The sequence below is a fragment of the Aestuariibaculum suncheonense genome (genome assembly GCF_014596935.1).
GTDB classification, from domain to species: Bacteria; Bacteroidota; Bacteroidia; order Flavobacteriales; family Flavobacteriaceae; genus Aestuariibaculum; species Aestuariibaculum suncheonense.
The window spans coordinates 585,236-606,732 of record NZ_JACVXC010000002.1 but is presented as its reverse complement, the minus strand read 5'-3'; the positions used below and the strand labels follow the sequence as shown (position 1 = coordinate 606,732).

Sequence of the window (21,497 nt, the reverse complement as noted above, 5' to 3'; positions counted from 1 at the left end):
ACTTATGATTGGATTATTGAAATATAAAATATTTGGTTTTGTTTTATTTATAGTTAGTGTTCCGGGAAGCCTGGTTGCCCAGAATAATTCCACTGTCACAGAAACTACAAAAAAATATGTGACTTATCCTTTTTCGGATCCCAATCCCATTCCGTCGGAAGGAAAAATCTATCCGTATTTTAGATATGATGGTTTTACTGAAAAAGCTGAAAAGAAAGACTGGAAGATTGTTGAGTTAGAAAATGATTATATCAAAGTACAAATTATGCCTGAAATTGGCGGTAAAATTTGGTCTGCACTTGATAAACGAAGCGGGCAAAATTTTCTCTATAATAACGAGGTAGTTAAATTTAGGGATATAGCTTTGAGAGGTCCGTGGGTTAGTGGTGGAATCGAATTTAATTATGGCATAATTGGTCATACACCTAACACGGCAACTCCTGTAGATTATCTGACCAAAGAAAATTCAGATGGTAGTGTTAGTTGCTACATAAGCACCTTTGATTTACTCACTCGAACGAATTGGGTATTGGAAATTAAATTGGAAAAAGATAAATCATATTTTTCCACGAGTTCCTATTGGTTCAATTCCAATTCAACGGAGCAACCCTATTATACGTGGATGAATGCTGGCATTCCTGCCAATGACGATTTAGAATTTCTATATCCAGGTAATAAGTATTTAGGTCATGAGGGAGAAACTTTCAATTGGCCGAACGATTCGAAAGATAGAAATCTTGCTTTGTATTCTGAAAATGCATTTGGAGGATCGAAATCTTTTCATGTTTTTGGTGTTCATAGTGACTATTTTGGGGGATATTGGGAAGATAATGATCATGGAATGATTCATTATGCAAAACGAGGAGCAAAATTAGGAAAGAAAATATTCCTTTGGGCTCAATCTGATGAAGGTAAAATCTGGGAAGATTTACTTACTGATGATAGTGGTCAATATGTAGAAATTCAAAGCGGTCGTTTATTTAATCAAAATACTTTTGAGAGTAGTTCAACTCCTTTTAAACAGATTGGTTTTGTTCCTTATACTACTGATGAATGGACTGAATATTGGTTTCCTTTTAATGGAATTAAAGGTTTTACAAGCGCTAATTTGTTAGGCGCCTTTAATATTAAATATGATAATAAACTTCTCTCTATAAAGCTTAGCCCGGTAAAATCTATTAGTGATACCTTAACAGTTTTTTCTGATAAAGGAAAAAAACTTGCCAACGTTTTTGTAAAAGCTAATCCAGTTGAAGTGTATGAAGAGCAAATCCTCATAAATTCTGAAGATAACCCGGCATATATTATTTTAGAAGGGCAAAGAATTGCAGTCAATCAAGATAGAAAAGAAAGAGAACTAAGTAGACCACTAGAAGTGCCTAATGAATTTGATTCAGAAAGTGCTTATGGTCTTTTTCTTCAAGGGAGAGATTTGTACAGATTTAGAAACTATAAATTATCTGAAGAGAAGATATTAGCTTCTTTGTCCAAAGATCCTTTATTTATCCCATCTCTGGTCGAAATGACAAAAATTAAACTCTTTAAACTCGAAATTGACTCGGCATATATTTATGCAAAAAAAGCATTGAGCATAGATACATATCATCCTGAAGCAAATTACTATTACGGCTTAGCAGCATTGAAAAAAAATAAAATGTATGATGCTTTAGATGGTTTTGAGGTGGCTAGCCTTTCAATACCTTATAGAGGAGCAGCGTATACAGCTTTGAGCAGGACATACTTAAAGTCTGGTGATTATTACCAAGCTAAGGAAAATGCAGAATTGAGTTTAAAGAGTAATCCAAGGAATTTGGAGTCTTTGAAAATTTTGTACATGATATCGCGTATTAATAAGGATGATCAGTCCTTAAAATTGTTAAGGGAAAATATAGAAAAATTAAATCCCATTGATCATTTCGTTCGTTTTGAAAATTATTTTTCTAATTCAAACGAGATACAAAAAGATATTTTTCAATCCCTTATAAGGAATGAGTTACCTGTAGAAACTTATCTTGAGTTGGCAATTTGGTACGCTGGACTTAATAGATATGAGGAGAGTAAAAGAATTCTACAGATGGCTCCACAGAATTCCATTGTTCTTTACTGGTTGGCTTGGCTACACAGTAATGATGGGAATAGAGAGGCCTCTAACCAATATCTAGAAAAAGCTCACGCCACTTCTGTTGATTTTGTTTTTCCCTTTCGTGAGGAGACATTTAAGGTTTTAGAATGGGCCTCTGCCCAAAAAAAATCATGGAAATCGGATTATTTGTTAGCACTAATAAATGAATTTAAAGGAAATGAACAGGAAGCATATTCTCTATTAGCATCTTATGACAATATAGAATTTGCACCCTTTTATGTAATGAAAGCGAGATTAGAAAAATCAGCAACCATACATGAAAGGTTGACATCGATGCAAAAAGCAGTTGAATTAAAACCAGAGGAATGGCGTTATGGTAGATTACTCGCTGCAGGTTATCTAGAAATAGGACAATTCGACAAGGCTATCCAAATATTAGAAAAATATTATAAGATCAATAAAGAAAACTATTACGTGGGGCTTGATTTGATTGAAGCACTGATAAAGGCTGAGCGTTATAAAGATTCAGAAAAAATTCTATCAAATATTACCGTTTTACCTTTCGAAGGAGCTAATGAAGCAAGGCAATATTACAGACAAACAAAACTCATGCTTGCCTATCAGGCTATAGAGAATGAACACTATGATAATGCCCTAAAAAAGATAGAAGAGGCAGAGGAGTGGCCTTTAAATTTAGGAGTAGGAAAACCGTACTCAGAAATGATAAATAATAATTTGGAAAATGCCTTACGGGTTAAAATTTTTTATGAAACTGGAGATGTAGAATTACATGAAAAGTATCTTAAAATAGTGGAAGATCAGATTATAGAGTATGGAACCCTATATGAAAAAATAAAATCCCTTTTAAAGAAAGATAAGAGATTATTCTAAATTTTAGTTTTCATAGTAAACTCCTTATTTAACATATGGGTATACAGTACTTTGAATCTTAAATAAGGTTTTAGGTATGGAAGGGCAATGGCGTGATATTTTGTATTATAAACCTGAATAATGGTTTTATTCTTAATAATTAATAGGTAAAATGTTGATTATTAAATTTTAGAACATGTTTTACAATAGTTGAAATTTCAATCAAAACTTAATTTTTAGAATAATAGTTTAAACACATTATGAAATGGTTGGACGGATATTATAATGTTATTATAACCTATGAGAATGTAGAAATTGACAATTAAACATTTTCAGGTTGTCTTAATTTAAAGGGCTCTGTTGAAGATGCATTTAAAACATTTTAGAAATCTATAGATAGTAAATATGACTTGAATGAAAACGGATCAATATTAATTAATAAAATAGAAAATATGGATTAAATAACAGTATTAAAAGCTAGAGGATGCAATAGTATTCTTTGGACCCGTCAATCAAATTAACTTTTTAAAGCAAAAAAACCAACGAAAAATTAAATTATGAATAAAAATAAAAGATTGAGGCTTTGTTATGATTTCAATAACTTTTCACGGAATTTATTCAACACCGTTTGTGTGTTAATTATCTTATTGGGGCCTAATATTGTTGAGGCCTATATACCCTCTTTATATGCTCAGGAAAAAATAGATATCGATATTAAGGATGTAACCTTGGTCGAGTTTTTTAAAGAAATTCAGCGAAAAACCGAATACATTTTTTTGTATAAAGAAGACGTATTAAATGATAATGTAAAGATTTCAGTGAGTCTAAAAGAGTCATCGCTGGATGAAATTTTACGACGTGCTTTTTTAAATACAAACCTAATTTATGAAATTTCTGATAGACAAGTTCTTGTGAAAAAACTTTCGGGAAAGGCTGAGGTTATTGATTTAAAAACAATCCAAGAAACAATCTTAGTTTCTGGAATTATAAGCGAAACCGGTACTGGCATGCCTATTCCAGGGGTTAATATTATGGAAAATGGAACTCAAAATGGAACAAGTACTGATTTTGATGGGAATTACTCCATAAAAGTTTCTAAAGATGCCGTTTTAGTAGTAAGTTATGTAGGATATGCTACCCAGAAAATAGAAGTTAAAGGACTTAATAATATAAATATCGTTTTAGAAACAGATACAGCTGCTTTAGAAGAAGTAGTAGTAGTAGGCTATGGCACGCAAAAAAAGCAGAATTTAACTGGGGCTGTTGCTACAGTTTCAGGGGAAGAATTATCAAATCAGCCTTTACCCAATGTTGGGGCAGCTTTGGCTGGTATCTCGCCAAACCTTAGTATCAATGTGGGCGGGCCATTGGGTGGTGAACCTGGAGCAAGAAGATCTTGGAGTATTAGGGGGTTGGGTTCACTAAGTGGTAATGATTCTCCTTTAATTTTAGTTGATGGAGTAGAAATGGATATAGATAATTTAGATCCTCAGAACATTGAAAGTGTGTCGGTTTTAAAAGATGCTAGTGCTTCTGCTATTTACGGTGCGCGAGCTCCTTTTGGTGTTGTTTTAATAACCACAAAGAAAGGTAAAACTGATGGGAAGGTCTCTGTACAATACAATACGAATATGGTAATTGGTACAAAATTGGGGATTCCTCACATGGAGAGTTCAGTGGTTTACGCTACAGCATATAACCAAGCATCAGCAAATGCAGGAAGACCTCCTGTATATTCTGATGAACTGGTAGAACGAATGAAGGGATATATTGCAGGAACAATTACTGATGAATATGATCCTAATAATCCACCAAACTCCATCTGGGCTACAAGAAGATTAGGAAATGCTAATTATGATTATACGCATTTGCTTTTAAAAGACGCTAAGGTTGATACAAAGCATAATGTGCATGTGAGTGGAGGAAATGAAAAGACGCAGTTTTATGTGTCTATGGGCTACTTTGATGAAGAAGGTTATTATGCGGTTGGTTACGATGAGTATAAAAGGTACGATATTCTTTCTAATATAGATACTAAAGCAACAGATTGGCTTACTTTTGGTTTAAGTACAAAGTATGCCAATTCCAGAAGAGATTATCCTCAAGGAATAACTACTGTAGAAAGAGAAAATTTTTTCACTCTAGCACTTAATCACTTTGCTCCCAACACGGTACTTTATAATATTGACGGGAGTATAGCAAATCCAATATATAGAAACATCGAAAGTGCGGGTAGAGATATTTCCGTTGACAATGATTTACTGGTTACACTAAAGGCAGAAATTGAGCCGGTTACGGGTTGGAAGACGAGATTTTCTTACAATTACAATTTTAAAACAGGTAGGAGAGAATCTAATCCAAAACCTGTAATGGTGAAACTTGGAAATGGTGAATTTGGTAACGTAGGTAAACCTATTTCTTCTTATGCATCTACAATGACTGATGCTCCTTATTCCTTGTTCAATATGGTTAGTACCTATGAAAAAGGTTTAGGTGATCATAACTTCAATATATTGGCTGGATATGAACAGGAGGAAAAGAATTTTTATCAGCAATACGCAAGAGCAGAAAATTTAATAACAGATCAAATTCCTTCTTTAAGTACGGCACTAGGAGCAGTTGTAGTTGATGATACAATATGGTCTTGGTCAACTATGGGGGTTTTTGGTAGATTCAATTATAATTATCAGGAAAAATATTTATTGGAAGTTAGTGGACGATATAATGGTTCATCAAAATTCGCTAAAGATTCTAGATGGGGATTTTTTCCATCCGTTTCTGCCGGGTATGTTATTTCTAAAGAAAGTTTTTGGGAACCTATTAAAACTTATGTCAACAGTTTTAAAGTTAGAGCCTCTTATGGACAATTGGGAAATCAAAATGTTGATAATTATTTACATTCCTCAAGTATACCTATTAATATTCAAACGCCATGGATTATTGCGGGTGCACGACCACCATATGCGGATGCGCCTAATCTATTAAGTAGTGGGTTAACTTGGGAAACAATAACTAGCGCCAATCTTGGTATTGATGCTGCCTTTCTCAATAACCGCTTAAACTTGACTGTTGAAGTGTTCAATAGAAAAACAACAGACATGTTTGGGCCACAGGAAACCCTTCCTTATACCTTAGGTGCAAATACACCATTAGCAAATAACGCTTCCTTAGAAACCAAAGGATTTGAGGTTATTTTGGGATGGAAAGATAGACTTTCAGACAACTTTTCGTATCATGCACAGGTTACCTTAGGTGATAATAAATCAATTATTACCAAGTATAAAAATGATAACGGACTAATAAGTACTTGGTACAGCGGTAAAGTGGTTGGAGAAATGTGGGGATTAACTACCGATAAAATTATCCAATCTCCAACTGAAGAAATGCCAGATCAATCAGCCTTTCATCCAAGATGGGGACCAGGTGATATAAAATACAAGGATCTTAATGGAGATGGTAAAGTATCCTATGGAGCAAGAACCCTTGACGATCACGGCGATTTAAGTATTATTGGAAATTCACAACCCAGATATAATTATGGGGTGAATGGTGGCTTTAAATGGAAAAATTTAGACTTTGCAATGCAATGGATGGGTGTGGGTAAACGTGATTTTTATCCATATGATCGTATGAACACCTTTTGGGGATTAGCTACTTCCTGGACAGAAAGTGCGGTGTTTAAAGGCACACCAGCATTAGATTACTGGAGACCAGCAGATGAGACCAATATGCTTGGTCCTAATACAGATGCTTATCTTCCAAAACCATATTTTAGTACCGAAAGTGTTAAAAATAGGCGAGTTCAAACAGGCTACCTATTAAACGCAGCTTATTTCCGACTTAAGACTGTTCAAATTGGTTATACAGTTCCAACTGATTTTGTTAAGGCGAGAATTTTCTTTACAGGAGGTAATCTGTTAACTTTTACAAAATTACCTAAGGCTATTGACCCAGAACAAGGTTTGACGGCTGGTGTTACTGGTGGGGGATATCCAATTTCAAGAACCTTTACATTAGGTTTAAACCTAAATTTTTAACTTAATACTTAAAAGAAGAAATTATGAAAATCATAAAAATTATAGGTTGTATTATATTAGGTATGATCTTATATACGTGTGAAAAGGATTTTTTAGATAAACACCCATTAGACCAGGTTGGATCTGAGGATTTTTTCAGAAGTCCAAGAGATTTAGAGACCTACGTCAATCAATTTTACACTAGTGAAAATTTCCCTATATCTCCTGCTTTTGGAAGAGATTTTGATTCCGATAATTCCATTGACATAACAGCCGATATTCGATTGCAAGGTGCCTTAAATCTTGATGATGCTAGGAGTATCGATTTTTCTGGTGTTAGAAGTGTTAATTTTTTTCTTGATAATTATGCTCGAGTTAAAGAAAATCACGACCTTGAAGAGTATAAGCAGTATTTAGGAGAAGCTCTTTTTTTCAAAGCTTTAATTTATTTTAATCTTTTAGATAGATACGGAGATATTCAATGGTTAACAAATACCTTGAATACGGATTCACCTGAGTTATATAAGGCGAGAGACCCTAGAAATGTCGTGACAGATAGTATTATTGCAACACTGGATAAGGCTGCAACTTATCTTACAGATAGCAAAACAAATGGTGCTTCTCGAATAAATAAATGGATGGCTCTAATGCTTCAAAGTAGAGTCGCTCTTTTTGAAGGTTCATGGGAAGAGTATCATGCCAACACAGCTTTTGGCGTGGTTAATCCTCAGCCCGAAAAATATTACAGTAAAGTAGTTGAGGCTACTACAGCAATTATAGAATCTGGTTTGTACGATATATATTCAACAGGCAATCCTACCTCAGATTATTATAACCTTTTTAAATTAAGAGATTATTCTTCCAATCAAGAAGTAATGTTTTGGCAAGAATTCAATACTGAATTGGGACAGGGCGATTTAGTTTTTCGACGAGAGCCAAACTACAGGATGCAGTTTCCTTATGAAAACTCCTTATCTAAATCATTGGCTGATTCATATCTCTGTATAGATGGTAACCCAATAGCGAATAATAATCTTTTTCAAGGGTATACTTCAATCGTAACCGAAACTCAGAATCGAGATCCGAGATTTACTCAAACAATAGCCATACCTGACGATGTGTGGAAAATTTACGGGGATGGATCAATTAGCTATTATAATGAAGTTTACGACAACCTAAATACTAGGGTAGATTTAAATTGTCCTGGTGGCTATGTTATTAAGAAGGGTTATAATCCAGAAGTTGTTTATCATGTGCCACAGTATGAGGATACTCCGGGTATTATATACAGATATGCCGAAGTGTTACTTAATTATGCTGAAGCCAAGGCTCAATTAGGCATCATTACCCAAGCTGATCTTGATATCTCAATTAATAAACTAAGAGAAAGAGTGGGTATGCCGAACCTAGTCCTTGGAAGTATCGTTCAAGATCCACAATGGGATTTTCCTACGCTCTCTCCAATAATTAACGAAGTTAGACGTGAGAGACGTGTTGAACTTGCTCTTGAAGGGCTGCGATTTTTTGATATAAGAAGATGGGCTGCTGCCGATGAGCTGATTGTTGGTGAGAGACCCAAAGGATTTTTAGCTTCTCAGCTTGTGAGAAACATTTACCCTGTTGATCAGAATGGTTTTCTTGATCCTTACAAGAATCAAATTCCTAATGGTTATTTGTTTGATGTTAGTCGTGATTATTTGCTTCCAATATCAAAGGCTCAAATAGAATTAAACAAAGATAATCTGATACAGAATCCGGGTTGGGGTGAGTAAACGCTAAATATGACAAAGCGAAAATCACAATAATAGGTAGGTTGGCACATCAAAAAAGGAGGTAAACTATGAATCGTCGATTCCATGAAATTTTTTAAGGATTTGATAACCTTTGGAAATAAGCATTATAGAGTTTTTTTCAATGAAAAGGAAAGCGCTTGAATTGATAGCTAAACTAACGAATTAGAAATTTACCAAGTACGAATCTAGAGTATGTTTGATAAGATAAAAAAAGTGATAAAATCATTAGGGCCAGGTATTATTATTGCGTCGGTTGTCTTGGGGCCTGGTAGTATTGCAGTAGCTTCGAGAATTGGATCTGAAGTGGGGTATAGTTTCCTTTGGGTAATTATACCTGCTTCCTTATCTATGATTATTTACGTATCTATGGCCGTAAGGTTTGGAATAACAAATAGTCAATCGATTCTCCATGCAATTGCTCAAACGTATGGTCGATGGTTTTCAGTATTAATAGGAGTGTCTGCCTTCATTTCAGCTGCCTGTTTTCAATTTGGAAATAATCTTGGAATCGGAATTGGAATGGAGGGAATTACTGGAATCGATGAGCGTGTCTGGCCTGTTGTTTTTACTTTTTCGGCAATAATATTGCTTTTTTGGGCTAAAAACCTTTATAAAGCACTAGAAAAATTAATGATGATATTGGTAATGATAATGATTCTAGCCTTCTTTATTAACATATTGGTTGTAAAACCAGATGTGGAACAAGTCGCAAAAGGTTTTTTACCAATATCTCTAAATGCAAAAAATCTGAATATAGTTGCTGCCTTAATCGCTACTACTTTTGCATTGAATGGAGCTATCTATCAATCTTATTTGGTCCAAGATAAAGGATGGAAGATTTCAAATTTAAATAGAGCATTAAACGATAGTTATATGGGAATTTTCTTTTTAGCTCTTATTTCTATATTGATAATAATAACGTCGGCGGCGGCACTTTATCCAATAGGTGTTACAGTAAATTCAGCTGCGGATATGGCACTTCAGTTAGAAGCTTTGTTTGGAAATTATGCCATGATTGTTTTTAGTTTTGGATTATGCGCTGCTGCTTTTTCTTCACTAATGGTCAACGCAGTAATTGGTGGAGGTCTTTTATCAGATGGCCTAGGTTTGGGACGTTCTATGAATGAAAGAATACCAAAAATTTTAACCACTATAATTCTTGTATTGGGAATGTTGATTGCTGTTTTTTTTCAAGGGAATGTCATATATGCATTAATAGTTGCACAGGCAACAACTTTAGTAGTTGTTCCCTTAATTGCAGTGGGAATGTATTTGATCCTTAATAATAAACAAATCATGGGCAATTTTCGAAACTCAACATGGCAAAATATATTGGCCATGTTGAGTTTTATATTAATTAGTATTATTATTTATTATCTGTACTCAAATTTCATTTCATTTTTAAGTACAACATAATGAATTAAATTATATCAAATATATTTATGTATGATGTTGTTTCACTAACCCAAAAGCTTATTGCTTTTGATACTGTAAACCCACCTGGAAATGAACACCTGGCTGCAAAGTTCATAGGTAGTTTACTTGAAGAAAACGGATTTAATGTTGAATATGTACCCTTTGAAGAAAATCGAGTCCATCTTATAGCAGAAAAAGGATGTTCTGCAAAAACTCCACCTGTTGTATTTAGTGGTCATTTTGACACGGTTCCTTTAGGTGCGAAGCCATGGACTGTTGATCCATTTGGTGGTGAAGTTAAAGATGGAAAACTTTATGGTCGAGGATCTACTGATATGAAAGGTGGTGTGGCCGCTATGGTTATTGCTGCTATTGAATCTTTTGAGCATGAATACCCTCAGGGCGGTGTTCGGCTGGTTCTTACAGCAGCAGAAGAATTAGGATGTCGCGGGGCCAGGGATTTGGTAGCCAACTATAAAAATTTAGGATGCGCTAGTGGTATAATTGTAGGGGAACCCACAGGTAATGTTCCAGGAATTGGACATAAGGGAGGTGTTTATTTAAATTTATCAGCATTTGGAACCACTGCTCATTCTTCTATGCCGCACTTGGGAGATAATGCCATTTATAAGGTTTGTCGAGCTATTTCCAAAGTAGAACATTTTGATTTTTCCGTGGAAAAAGATCCTTTATTGGGCTTTTCTACCATTAATGTAGGTATGATGTCTGGCGGATTAAATATAAATTCAGTCCCAGATTCTGCTAGTTTTACTATTGATGCTCGGACAACTACCAAAATAGATCATAAAGAATTCATTCATAATCTAAAGAAAGATTTGGGCGATGAGATTACTATAGAAATCCTTGTCGATTTACCCGCAATTTCAACCGATGAAGATGCGGCTTTTGTGAAGATGGTATATGAGGCCTGTGGAATTTCTAAGAATGTTGATGGATTCCCTAAATCCTTACCTTATTTGACTGACGGATCTGTTTTACAGAAGGCTTATGGCGGTGCACCAACAATCATCCTTGGACCAGGGGAGATAGAAATGGCTCACCAAACTGATGAATACTGTTATATAGATAAACTTCAAAAAGCAGTAGAAATATATAAAAACATAATATTAAAAAGACTTTACAATGAATGATTATCCAAACAGAATATTAGATGATAAACAGTTGGAAGAATTATTGTCAAGACCGGCAGAAGAAACGGTTGAAATGTTTAAAAGATTAGAAGGTGATATCATGTTTCTGGGTATAGCTGGTAAAATTGGCCCCTCTTTGGCAAATATGGCCAAACGGGCATGTGACGAGGCTGGAATAAAGAAAAGAATTATTGGGGTTTCTAGGTTTAGTTGTGATGAGGAAAAAAAGCATATTGAAGAATTAGGTATTGAGATATTTCAAGGGGACCTGCTTGAAAGAGACTTTCTGGAAAGTCTACCAAAAGTAAAGAATGTCTTCTTTTTGGCTGGCATGAAATTTGGTTCTGAAGAGAATGCCTCTCTCACCTGGGCCATGAATTCATACTTGCCCGCTCTTATAGCTGAACATTTTAAGGATTCCAAAATTGTAGCCTATTCTACTGGTTGTGTATATCCGCTTGTGGACATAGATTCGGGTGGGTCGAAGGAAACCGATGTCCCAAAGCCTTTAGGTGAATACGCCCAGTCCTGTCTTGGTCGAGAAAGAATGTTTGAGTATGGAAGCAAAAAGTATAACACGCCTGTAGTTCTTATTCGTTTAAATTATGCGGTAGAACCTCGTTATGGAGTTCTGATAGATATTGCTACAAAAGTAAAAAACAGCATTCCAGTTGACTTGTCGATGGGTTATTTTAATGTCATTTGGCAAGGTGATGCAAATAATCAGGTGCTGAGATCCCTTGAATATACCGAAACTCCAGCTAAGATTCTAAATATTACTGGACAAGAAACACTTTCTGTTCGGGATATTGCTGAAGAATTCGGGAAAATTTTCGGAATAATGCCCATAATTGTAGGCGAAGAGGCTCAAACTGCTTTTTTAAATAACTCAGATCTAGCTCATAATCTATTCGGAAATCCTAAATTGTCTATTAACAAACTTTTGAAATGGACGGGGTACTGGATAGAGGATGAAAAAAAGATATTGGGAAAACCTACCCACTTTGAAGTTAGAGACGGAAAATATTAATTTTTTTAGTTGAGATAGAAAAGCAGTAATTTCTATAATTTGTAAATATGAAATATTCATATCATTGAAAACCTTATTTGTACCAGATTAGAAAGAAAACGAAATGATAGAAAGAAATCGAGAATCTGTGGAAACTTATAATAAGTCAGCTGATAATTATCAAGCAAAGTTTATGAGTATGGATTTGTACAATGATACTTATGATAAATTTTGTGAATTGATTCAACCTTTAAAAGCTAATATTCTTGAAATAGCATGTGGACCAGGAAATGTAACGAAATATCTACTCAATAAGAGACGTGACTTGAATATATTAGGTGTCGACTTAGCTTCAAATATGGTTAAATTATCTAAAAGGAATAATCCAAATGCTGATTTTAAAATATTGGATTGTAGAGAAATCTCTAAAATTGACAAGAAATTCGATGCTGTTATGTGCGGGTTTTGTATGCCTTATTTATCTGATAGTGAATGTGAAAAACTCATTCTTGACTCATCAAAAATCTTGAATAGAAAAGGTGTAATATATATAAGTACAATGGAAGATAATCCTGAAAAATCGGGATATGAATTAACAAGTTTTAGTGGTAAAAATAGAGTGTATATTTATTATAGAAAAGCGGAATTTCTAAATAATATTCTAACAAAATATGAATTTGAAATCCTGGATCTTCAAAGAAAAAAATATCCTGAGCCAGACGGAACTTTCCTAACTGATATGATATTTATTGCTCGAAAAAAATAAACATGGAACAATAGTATCTATAGTTAATATGGATTTTGGTGTTTAATCCAAAGTCTATCTATATTTATAAAGTCCGTCAAATCTTTTGATTTGGCTAAAAAAAAATGAAAAGATAAAACAAAATAAAAGCTTTGGATAATTGCAAATCCGAGAATTCAACTATTTTTAATCCTCTACTAACCATAGCCTAACCAGAATATTTAATTCCACTATTCCCGTAATTTTAACTTAATTAATTTTTAATTAAATCGAATATTAATATTAGAAATAAAATGAACCATACTGAATTACCTAAAGATGTTTTAAGCTCGTTTCATAAAGGTGTTGTTATACCAGCACTTCCATTAGCCTTGGATAAAAATCGGAAATTGGACGAACGCCGCCAGAGGGCTTTAATGCGGTATTATTTGGAGGCTGGTGCCGGAGGTGTTGCCGTGGCTGTCCATACAACACAATTTGAAATTCGTCTGCCAGAATTCAGGCTTTATGAACCAATTCTAAAAATTGCTAAAGAAGAATTTGATCGATATACTGAAAAGACTAAAAAGCCAATATTTCGTGTGGCAGGAGTCATTGGAAATACCGTGTCAGCCAAAAACGAGGCTAAGCTTGCTGTTGAAAATGGATTTCACGCCGTGTTACTTAGCCTTGCAGCATTAAAGGAAGCTTCTAATAAAGAAATTCTGGAACATTGTAAAGCTGTGGCCGATATTGTTCCAGTAATAGGTTTTTATTTACAAAATGCTGTTGGCGGTGGAAAATTGAATGTTGATTTCTGGCGGGAGTTTGCACGTATCCCAAATGTAATTGGGATAAAAATGGCACCTTTCAACCGGTATAAGACAATTGATGTTGTCCGTGGTGTTGTGGAATCAGGAAGAGCAGATGATATCACTCTCTATACTGGAAATGACGATAATATCTTGGTTGACCTTTTATCAGAATATGAATTTATGGTAGAAGGTAAAATGGTTAAGAAGCGAATAGTTGGCGGTTTGTTGGGACATTGGGCCGTTTGGACAAAATCTGCCGTCAAATTACTGAATGAAATCCAAAATGGAAAATTTGATACTAATAATAGAGAAATGTTAATCAAAGCTAATCAAATTACCGACAGTAATGCAGCATTTTTCGATTCTGAGAATAATTTTGCTGGTTGCATTGTTGGGCTTCATGAGGTTTTAAGACGACAGGGCTTACTTGAAGGGCTATGGACCTTAAAAGAAGGTGAAGCCCTTTCATCTGGACAAAAAGAAGAGATTGATAGGGTTTATAAAGCATATCCACACTTAAATGATGATTCATTTGTTTCAGAAAACTTAGAGAGATGGTTATCCTAAATTAAGTGAAAAAATTGTCCCGAAGAGCACCTCGGCTCGGAGTATTAGGTAAAGACTGAAAACTGATAGTTTTCATAAAATGTTTAAATTTTTTGAGTTAAGTAACTCGTGTATCAGCACTGAGGTATTCAATTAGAGAAAATCAATATCAAAATTATTTTTTATGAATTTAATTAAAATAAATAATAACCAAATTAAAAATACAATCTCTAAAAAGGGAGTGTTATTTATTGTTATTTTAGGATTGTCCCTCATAACAACTGCAAATATTCAAGCCCAAAGTAGAGGGATTGTAAAGAGAAGTTTAACAATGAAAAGTGTAGAATTGAATCAGGATATTAAATACACGATTTATTTGCCTTCAGATTATGCAAAAAGCAATGAAGATTATTCTGTATTTTATCTGTTGCATGGATTTACAAATAACGAAAATACGTGGATTGATAATGGGTGGGTAGATATAGCTGAAGTTCAGGGTGTTTTGGAAAATGGTAATGACAAAATGATAATAGTTATGCCTGATGGGGGCAACAGTTGGTTTGTGAATCATCCTAATGGAAAATTTAATTATGAGAATATGTTTTTCAAAGAGTTTATTCCATATATAGAATCAATATATCAGATAAAAAGTGATAGAGCTAATCGGTTTATTGGAGGGTTATCTATGGGAGGCTATGGAGCTTTAGGCTATACAATGCGACATATAGATATGTTTTCTGTTTGTGTTGCATTTAGTTCTGCAATTAGAACTGATGAAAATACACTTAGTATGACCGATGATGATTTTGATTATCTTTATGGATCTGTATACAATAAGAATATTAAAGATTTTAATCGTATTTCAGAACATTGGAATTTAAATAATCCACTTTATTTAGTCCATCAACTTTCAGATAACCAATTGAAAAGTGTTAAATGGTATTTGAGTTGTGGAGATAAAGATTATTTACTTGATGGAAATATTGAGATTAATAGAATATTTAGAAATAGAGATATTCCGCATGAATTTAGAATAGAAGGAGGACATCATAATTGGGATTATTGGAGATTAAACATAGACGATGGCCTTAAATTTATAAGCGAGGTTAAATAATATTGAATATAAAGTAAAGGAGTTATATTGAAACAACTTATTTATTTTTCATGTTTTTTTTTGGCTTTATATACACAGGTAATAAGTCAAAATAGAATTGGTATTATTGGACTTGATACATCTCACGCTCCAGCTTTTACTAAGCTAATAAATACTGATGATAAAGAATTGGAAGATAAAAATTTTAAAGTAGTTGCAGCTTATCCTTATGGATCTAAAAGAATAAAGTCTAGTAACGAACGAATCCCTATATATACAGAGGAATTAAGGGGATATGGAGTTGAAATTGTATCTTCTATTGCCGAGCTATTAGAAAAAGTAGACTTTGTCATGTTGGAAACTAATGATGGTAATTTGCATTTGGAACAGGCTAATGAAGTTTTTAGAGCAGGTAAACCTATTTTTATTGATAAACCCATAGCAGCATCACTATCACAGGCTATTGCAATTTTTGAACTTGCTAAGATATATAACGTACCAGTTTTTACTTCATCTGCCTTAAGGTATTCTCTTCAAAATCAAAAAATACGACATGGAGAATTTGGAAAAGTATTAGGGATTGATTGTTTTTCTCCAGCTCAAAATGAACCATCGCATTCTGAATTTTTTTGGTATGGCATTCATGGTGTAGAAATGTTATTTACAACCATGGGAACAGGTTGCATATTTGTTAGTCGAATGTCTTCAGAAGGAACTGATGTAGTGGTTGGAAAATGGAATGATGGAAGAATAGGCACTTTTCGAGGTCGGCGAACAGGGAAGAGTATGTATGGTGGAACCGCATATACATCGTTAGGAGATGTGCCTTTAGGTGGCTATGATGGTTATACTTTCTTATTGAAGGAAATATTGAAGTTTTTTAGAACGCAGGAATCACCTGTTTCAGAAAGTGAGACACTTGAAATATTAACTTTTATGGAGGCTTCCAGCCTCAGTAAACAAAAAGGTGGGAAAATAATTTCCATGAAGAAAGTATTTAAAAGGGGACAAAAAGAAGCGAAAAAACTTATTAAGAACTTGTGAGTTCTTTGGTTTATGCGATGTTTAAATTCTAATAAATTTGTGACGGGGACTTTATAGGATTACTAATATCAACAATTTTGAGGATCCGAAGAAAAATTAGTATACGGAAACAATATCCTGGATATTTTATTTTGGTCTTTTAGTTTTTTTGTTTTGGACTGGAAAAATTAGTTCTGTTAGTTGAAAGATTAAGCTGCAGTTAGGGTTATACAAGTCTAATTCAAATTCACTAATTGTCCTATTCACAAAAAGATAATGTATTCTATTTTTGTACAAGGTTTCTATCCGTCCAATAATGGATATGGAAATTATTGCTTCCGATCTCAACATTTAAGTGCCTATAAGATTCATTCTACCTTCAATGTGGATTTAAAATAAAAAGTCAGACATTTTTTCTAAGACGCTTGCCACTTCAAAGATTTATGAAAAAAACATTATTTCTAATAATATTGTATTCAAATGCATTGATCTGTCAAATTTCTAAAGGTAAAGTAGTTGATATTGAAACAAACATCCCTTTGGATTCCGTATCAATAATAGATACTGAAAATAAAGTAATTACTGTAACTAATAAAAATGGTGGTTTTGAAATTTCATCATTAGGAAATTATACTTTCAAGAAAATAGGCTACAAAACCAAAGCATTTAATATTGATTCAAATTACACCGTTATTCAGTTAAGCTATAACCCTAATGAGTTAAATGAAGTCATTATAAGCACAGCCCATTTACCAGGAAAATTAAAAAAGTCTATTTATGGAACAAGTTTTATAACAACTAAAGACTTAAATAGCTCAATTAATACCAACATACAGCACAGCCTAAATAAAATACCAGGAGTTTTTATGCAAAGCGGTGCGCTAAATACCAACAGAATTACAATTAGAGGCGTAGGATCAAGGAACCTTTTTGGCACAGCCAAAATAAGAGCCTACTTTAAAGACATCCCTCTTACCAATGGTAGTGGTGAGAGCAATATTGAAGATTTCGAACTCGCTTCATTATCCAGAATAGAAATCACCAAAGGAGCCACTAGTCTTTATGGAGCGGGTCTGGGTGGCACTATTAGGCTAGTACCTAAAAATACAGCTTTAAATCAAAAATCCTTTGAAGCTGAATTCTCTACAGGATCTTTTGGTTTAACTAAAGAGACCTTATCTTTAGGGTACGGTTCTTTTAAAAACAGTTTAACAACAATATTTAGCAACACAATACTTAAAGGATTTAGAGATAACAGTAATTACAAAAGGCAAACCTTTACAATTAACGATAACCTTTTTGTAGGACAAAAAGACGAACTATCCTTTTTAGCCAACCATATAAATTTAAAGGCTTTCATCCCCAGTTCACTAGATATGGAAACTTACACAAATAATCCATCCAGCGCTGCCTATACATGGAAACAAGCCAAAGGTTTTGAAGATTATTCAAGAGGCTTATTAGGCATATCTTGGAACCATCAATTTCAAAAAAATCTAAAACTGACAACCAGCATTTTTTCATCATTTAAAACCAACTATGAGCCCAGACCTTTTGATATTTTAGACGAACAAATCCTGGCAACAGGTTTAAGAAGTCGATTAAATGACTCCATAAAACTTCTTAAAAAACAATTCAATTGGAGTATTGGAGGAGAACTGTTTTACGACACCAGTAAATACTCCACCTCAGAAAACCTTTACCAAGAATATCCTGAAGGCACAGGTAGTGTAAAAGGAAGCTTATTATCCAATTACCAGGAAAAAAGAGGATATACAAATATATTTTCTGAAGTTAATTACTCCTCAGAAAGCCTAATGATTTTGTTAGGTTTCAATTATAATCAAACTTGGTATCGTTTAAAAGATAGGTTCCCTATAGATTCTGAAAACCTCGATCAATCTGGGTATTATAAATTTTCAGGCATATTATCCCCTACAGTTGGAATTTCCTATCAAATTGCAAAGCCCTTATCCATATATACCAATATAACTCATGGATTTTCTCCCATTTCTCTTTCCGAAACCTTACTGCCAAATGGTATGATAAACTATAATCTTAAACCTGAAACTGGATGGAACTATGAAATTGGCTCAAACGGTTCTTTATTAAAAAATAAACTTTCATATAATATATCTTTATATCGTCTGGATATTAGAAATTTATTAGTTTCAAGAAGAACCCTTGATAATCAATATATAGGTATCAATGCTGGCGAAACTCAACATGATGGTCTAGAACTATCCCTGCGATATACTTGGTTTATAAATAACGATTTGTATTTGAGGCCTTTTTTAACTTACAGCCTCAATGATTACCATTTTAAAAATTTTATTGATAATGAAAGTAATTACTCTGGAAATAAATTAACTGGAATACCTCAACAGGTATTCAATGCAGGAATAGATTTTGACACCAAAAAGGGCTTCTATGGTAATCTTTATTTCCAATCTGTAGATAGCATGCCAATAACTGATGACAATAGCTTGTTTTCCGATTGTTATAAATTAATAAATCTAAAATTAGGTTATAAAAATAATATTAACAACAACCTCAAGGCTAACTTGTTTTATGGGATTAATAATTTATTTAATGAAAAATATGCTTCTCAAATTTTAATTAACGCCTCAGGTTTTAACGGTAATAGCCCGAGGTATTTCTATCCAGGAGAACCCACAAATTATTACACTGGCATTAATATAAATTATCATTTTTAAAACAGTTACAGGATACTTAACAATTCTCTTATTTTAAGGCTGATAAAGTTCATTTTTCGACTGGATACGTACCCAATACACCTTTAAAATATTTAGATTTTTAATTAATTCGACCCTTTAGCAACTCAATCCATGAGTAGAAAGGGGGATTATTGGAATAGTTCAGTTTCTGTATACCTTTTAAAAGCATTAATAAAAGAACTTATTTACGAGGATGATTAGAAAACCATAGAGTAGTCTAAAACCGATTTTTTGTGGGTACACCGAAATATGGTAGAAAAAGAAACGTTATTATTCTTTATTAGGGTATATAACTCCTTATGAAGTAGAAAAAAATATAAATATAGAATGCCATAAGTTTGGTTTTATTAGGATTAATTTTTCTGTTAATCGAAATGTAGTTTATTTGTTTTAAAATTTTATTAAAATATAGTACCATCTTTATATCTAGTCTAATGTAGAGGAAATCATCAATTAAAATGATGGTTGTCCTTAAAATCTACTTATTATTAAATTCAGCTCACAATCAAATCATTGGCATCATCAAGTACATCATCATTAAAATTTTTAAGATAAATTTCTGTAGTGTTTAGTGAATGATGTCCTAAACTTTCACTGATAACCTCTGAAGAAATACCCATAAATTTTGCAATGGTAGCCCAGGAGTGTCTGATGGAGTAGGTGGTGAAGGTTTCTTCTATACCTGCATCTTTTGCAATAACCTTTAAAAGCTTGTTCACTCTTCGTCTTTGGGAAAGATAAAAGGTGTGATTTTCAGGCGTGCCATCATAACCTACTGGAAATATGAAATCATTACTATTTTTGTTAATTGTATAATGATCAAGAATATCCGATAGTTCGGTAGTTATTTTTACAGATAGGGGCGTTCCAGTTTTACTTCGGCCATAGGATAATCGGTCTCTGTTTATTGCACTTATTCTGAGTTTAGCTAAATCGATAAAATTCATACCTCTGCAATTAAACATAACCAAGGCATAATTTTTAGTGTGCCATAACTCAGAATGTTTTTTATAATTTAATTCTCGGATTTTTAAAAAGACATCTTTTGAAATAGCTCTTTTTTTAGTTCTATGTGTTTTCGGGATTTTATAATGTTCAAAAGTATTTTTTACCGGAACATATCTGTCTTCCTTTATGGCGCTATTATAAATGGCTCGAATAGCTCTAAGGTAAGAACTAATACAGTTTATAGAATTACCTTTACTCTCATGATGCGTTTGAAACTCATTTAAAAGAGTAACAGTGATATCATATAATTTAATGTCCTCGGTGCCTGTGAAATTTAGTAGACTTTGAACGCCATCTTTATACCATTTAGCAGAACCAGGTTTGTTTGCTTTTAATTTTCTATCAATAATAGTTTTTGACCATTCCTTTAAAGTAATACTGTTGATTAATTTTCTTTTAATTACCGAGCCTTCTTTTTGGTCCCAAGATAGTTTTATATGTTCTACTAAATTATCCACACTGGTAGTATGAATACTTTCACCAAGTTCCATTATTATTTTTCTTGATTTATGAAGCCTCTCATAAAGCTCTTTATTGATAAAATCACAGTCTTGATTTTTATTAGCTAAAGCAGATTTTTTGAGTTTAAACAATTTATCATCCCACCCGGCGACTGATGTATGAAAGGGAAGTCGAATCATTCTGGGTTTAACATGAAATACCCTAAGAGCAATTGGAAATAAATTCGTAGATTTACTTAAAGATGACTTTCTAGTGTCTAAAACGAGCCTTGTACGTGCCATAAATAATAGATTTGGTATTTAAAGGTAAACAAAAAAATGCACACTTTATGCGCAGTTTTATTTGTTAGAGTTTGATGCAATTTTGAATCAAATGAATGTAAATAATTTATAATCAATATTTTATAATATTCATTTGTTTTTATTTGTAGGTAAAATATTATACTTCTAAGCAGACGGTCACAGGTTCGAATCCTGTCGCGATCACTGATAAATAAAAGACTCACAAATTTGTGAGTCTTTTTTGTTTGGAAATACTTCATAATGGTATTAATAGAGGTACTTTACAGTATAATCAAATAAATGAATACAAATAAAATTATTGGAGCTATTCAGAATGGTTCAATTTGTGTTGGCTTATAATTTTCAATAGGCTGTTATTGAAATATCTTTGTTTTTCTAATTGGAAAGATAGTTTAAACCGGTATAATTTTAAACTATAACAGCCTTTCAAAATATTTTGAAAGGCTGT

General features: G+C 33.3%; 12 protein-coding genes. 11 read left to right on the top strand and 1 reads right to left on the bottom strand.

Going from position 1 to position 21,497, the window contains the following annotated elements:
- The first annotated feature begins 4 nt into the window (after window positions 1-4).
- From ICJ84_RS08150 to ICJ84_RS08100, 11 genes are all read left to right on the top strand, one after another.
- Window positions 5-2,974 (top strand): DUF5107 domain-containing protein, encoded by a 2,970-nt coding sequence (locus ICJ84_RS08150; RefSeq protein ID WP_188215876.1) that lies wholly within the window; start codon window positions 5-7, stop codon window positions 2,972-2,974.
- Between the two features lie 536 nt (window positions 2,975-3,510).
- Window positions 3,511-6,990 carry a TonB-dependent receptor gene (locus ICJ84_RS08145; RefSeq protein WP_188215875.1) on the top strand — a complete coding sequence of 1,160 codons (3,480 nt, stop codon included), beginning with the start codon at window positions 3,511-3,513 and terminating at the stop codon, window positions 6,988-6,990.
- A gap of 62 nt (window positions 6,991-7,052) precedes the next feature.
- Window positions 7,053-8,741, top strand: a complete 1,689-nt coding sequence (locus ICJ84_RS08140) for a RagB/SusD family nutrient uptake outer membrane protein (RefSeq protein ID WP_206688689.1) — start codon at window positions 7,053-7,055, stop codon at window positions 8,739-8,741.
- Between the two features lie 213 nt (window positions 8,742-8,954).
- A complete protein-coding gene (locus ICJ84_RS08135) occupies window positions 8,955-10,178 on the top strand; it encodes an Nramp family divalent metal transporter (protein ID WP_188215873.1) in 1,224 nt (407 codons plus the stop codon).
- A gap of 26 nt (window positions 10,179-10,204) precedes the next feature.
- On the top strand, window positions 10,205-11,329 hold the full coding sequence (locus ICJ84_RS08130) for a M20 family metallopeptidase (RefSeq protein ID WP_188215872.1): 1,125 nt from the start codon (window positions 10,205-10,207) through the stop codon (window positions 11,327-11,329).
- Window positions 11,322-12,359, top strand: coding sequence for an NAD-dependent epimerase/dehydratase family protein (locus tag ICJ84_RS08125; RefSeq protein WP_188215871.1), 1,038 nt, complete (start codon window positions 11,322-11,324; stop codon window positions 12,357-12,359). Before ICJ84_RS08130 ends, ICJ84_RS08125 begins: the two co-directional genes overlap by 8 nt.
- Window positions 12,360-12,462: 103 nt before the next feature.
- Entirely contained in the window at window positions 12,463-13,104 is a 642-nt protein-coding gene (locus ICJ84_RS08120; RefSeq protein WP_188215870.1) for a class I SAM-dependent methyltransferase, read from the top strand.
- Window positions 13,105-13,376: 272 nt separating this feature from the next.
- A complete protein-coding gene (locus ICJ84_RS08115) occupies window positions 13,377-14,444 on the top strand; it encodes a dihydrodipicolinate synthase family protein (protein WP_188215869.1) in 1,068 nt (355 codons plus the stop codon).
- A gap of 310 nt (window positions 14,445-14,754) precedes the next feature.
- Window positions 14,755-15,537 carry an alpha/beta hydrolase gene (locus ICJ84_RS08110; protein WP_188215868.1) on the top strand — a complete coding sequence of 261 codons (783 nt, stop codon included), beginning with the start codon at window positions 14,755-14,757 and terminating at the stop codon, window positions 15,535-15,537.
- Window positions 15,538-15,564: 27 nt separating this feature from the next.
- Window positions 15,565-16,560 carry a Gfo/Idh/MocA family protein gene (locus ICJ84_RS08105; protein WP_188215867.1) on the top strand — a complete coding sequence of 332 codons (996 nt, stop codon included), beginning with the start codon at window positions 15,565-15,567 and terminating at the stop codon, window positions 16,558-16,560.
- Between the two features lie 422 nt (window positions 16,561-16,982).
- Entirely contained in the window at window positions 16,983-19,256 is a 2,274-nt protein-coding gene (locus tag ICJ84_RS08100; RefSeq protein WP_188215866.1) for a TonB-dependent receptor domain-containing protein, read from the top strand.
- 515 nt (window positions 19,257-19,771) lie between these two features.
- On the opposite strand, the gene ICJ84_RS08095 is transcribed toward ICJ84_RS08100, so the two are convergent.
- The gene (locus ICJ84_RS08095; RefSeq protein ID WP_188215865.1) at window positions 19,772-21,028 is read right to left on the bottom strand and encodes a tyrosine-type recombinase/integrase; all 1,257 of its coding nucleotides are present in this window, start codon (window positions 21,026-21,028) and stop codon (window positions 19,772-19,774) included.
- Window positions 21,029-21,497: the final 469 nt, after the last annotated feature.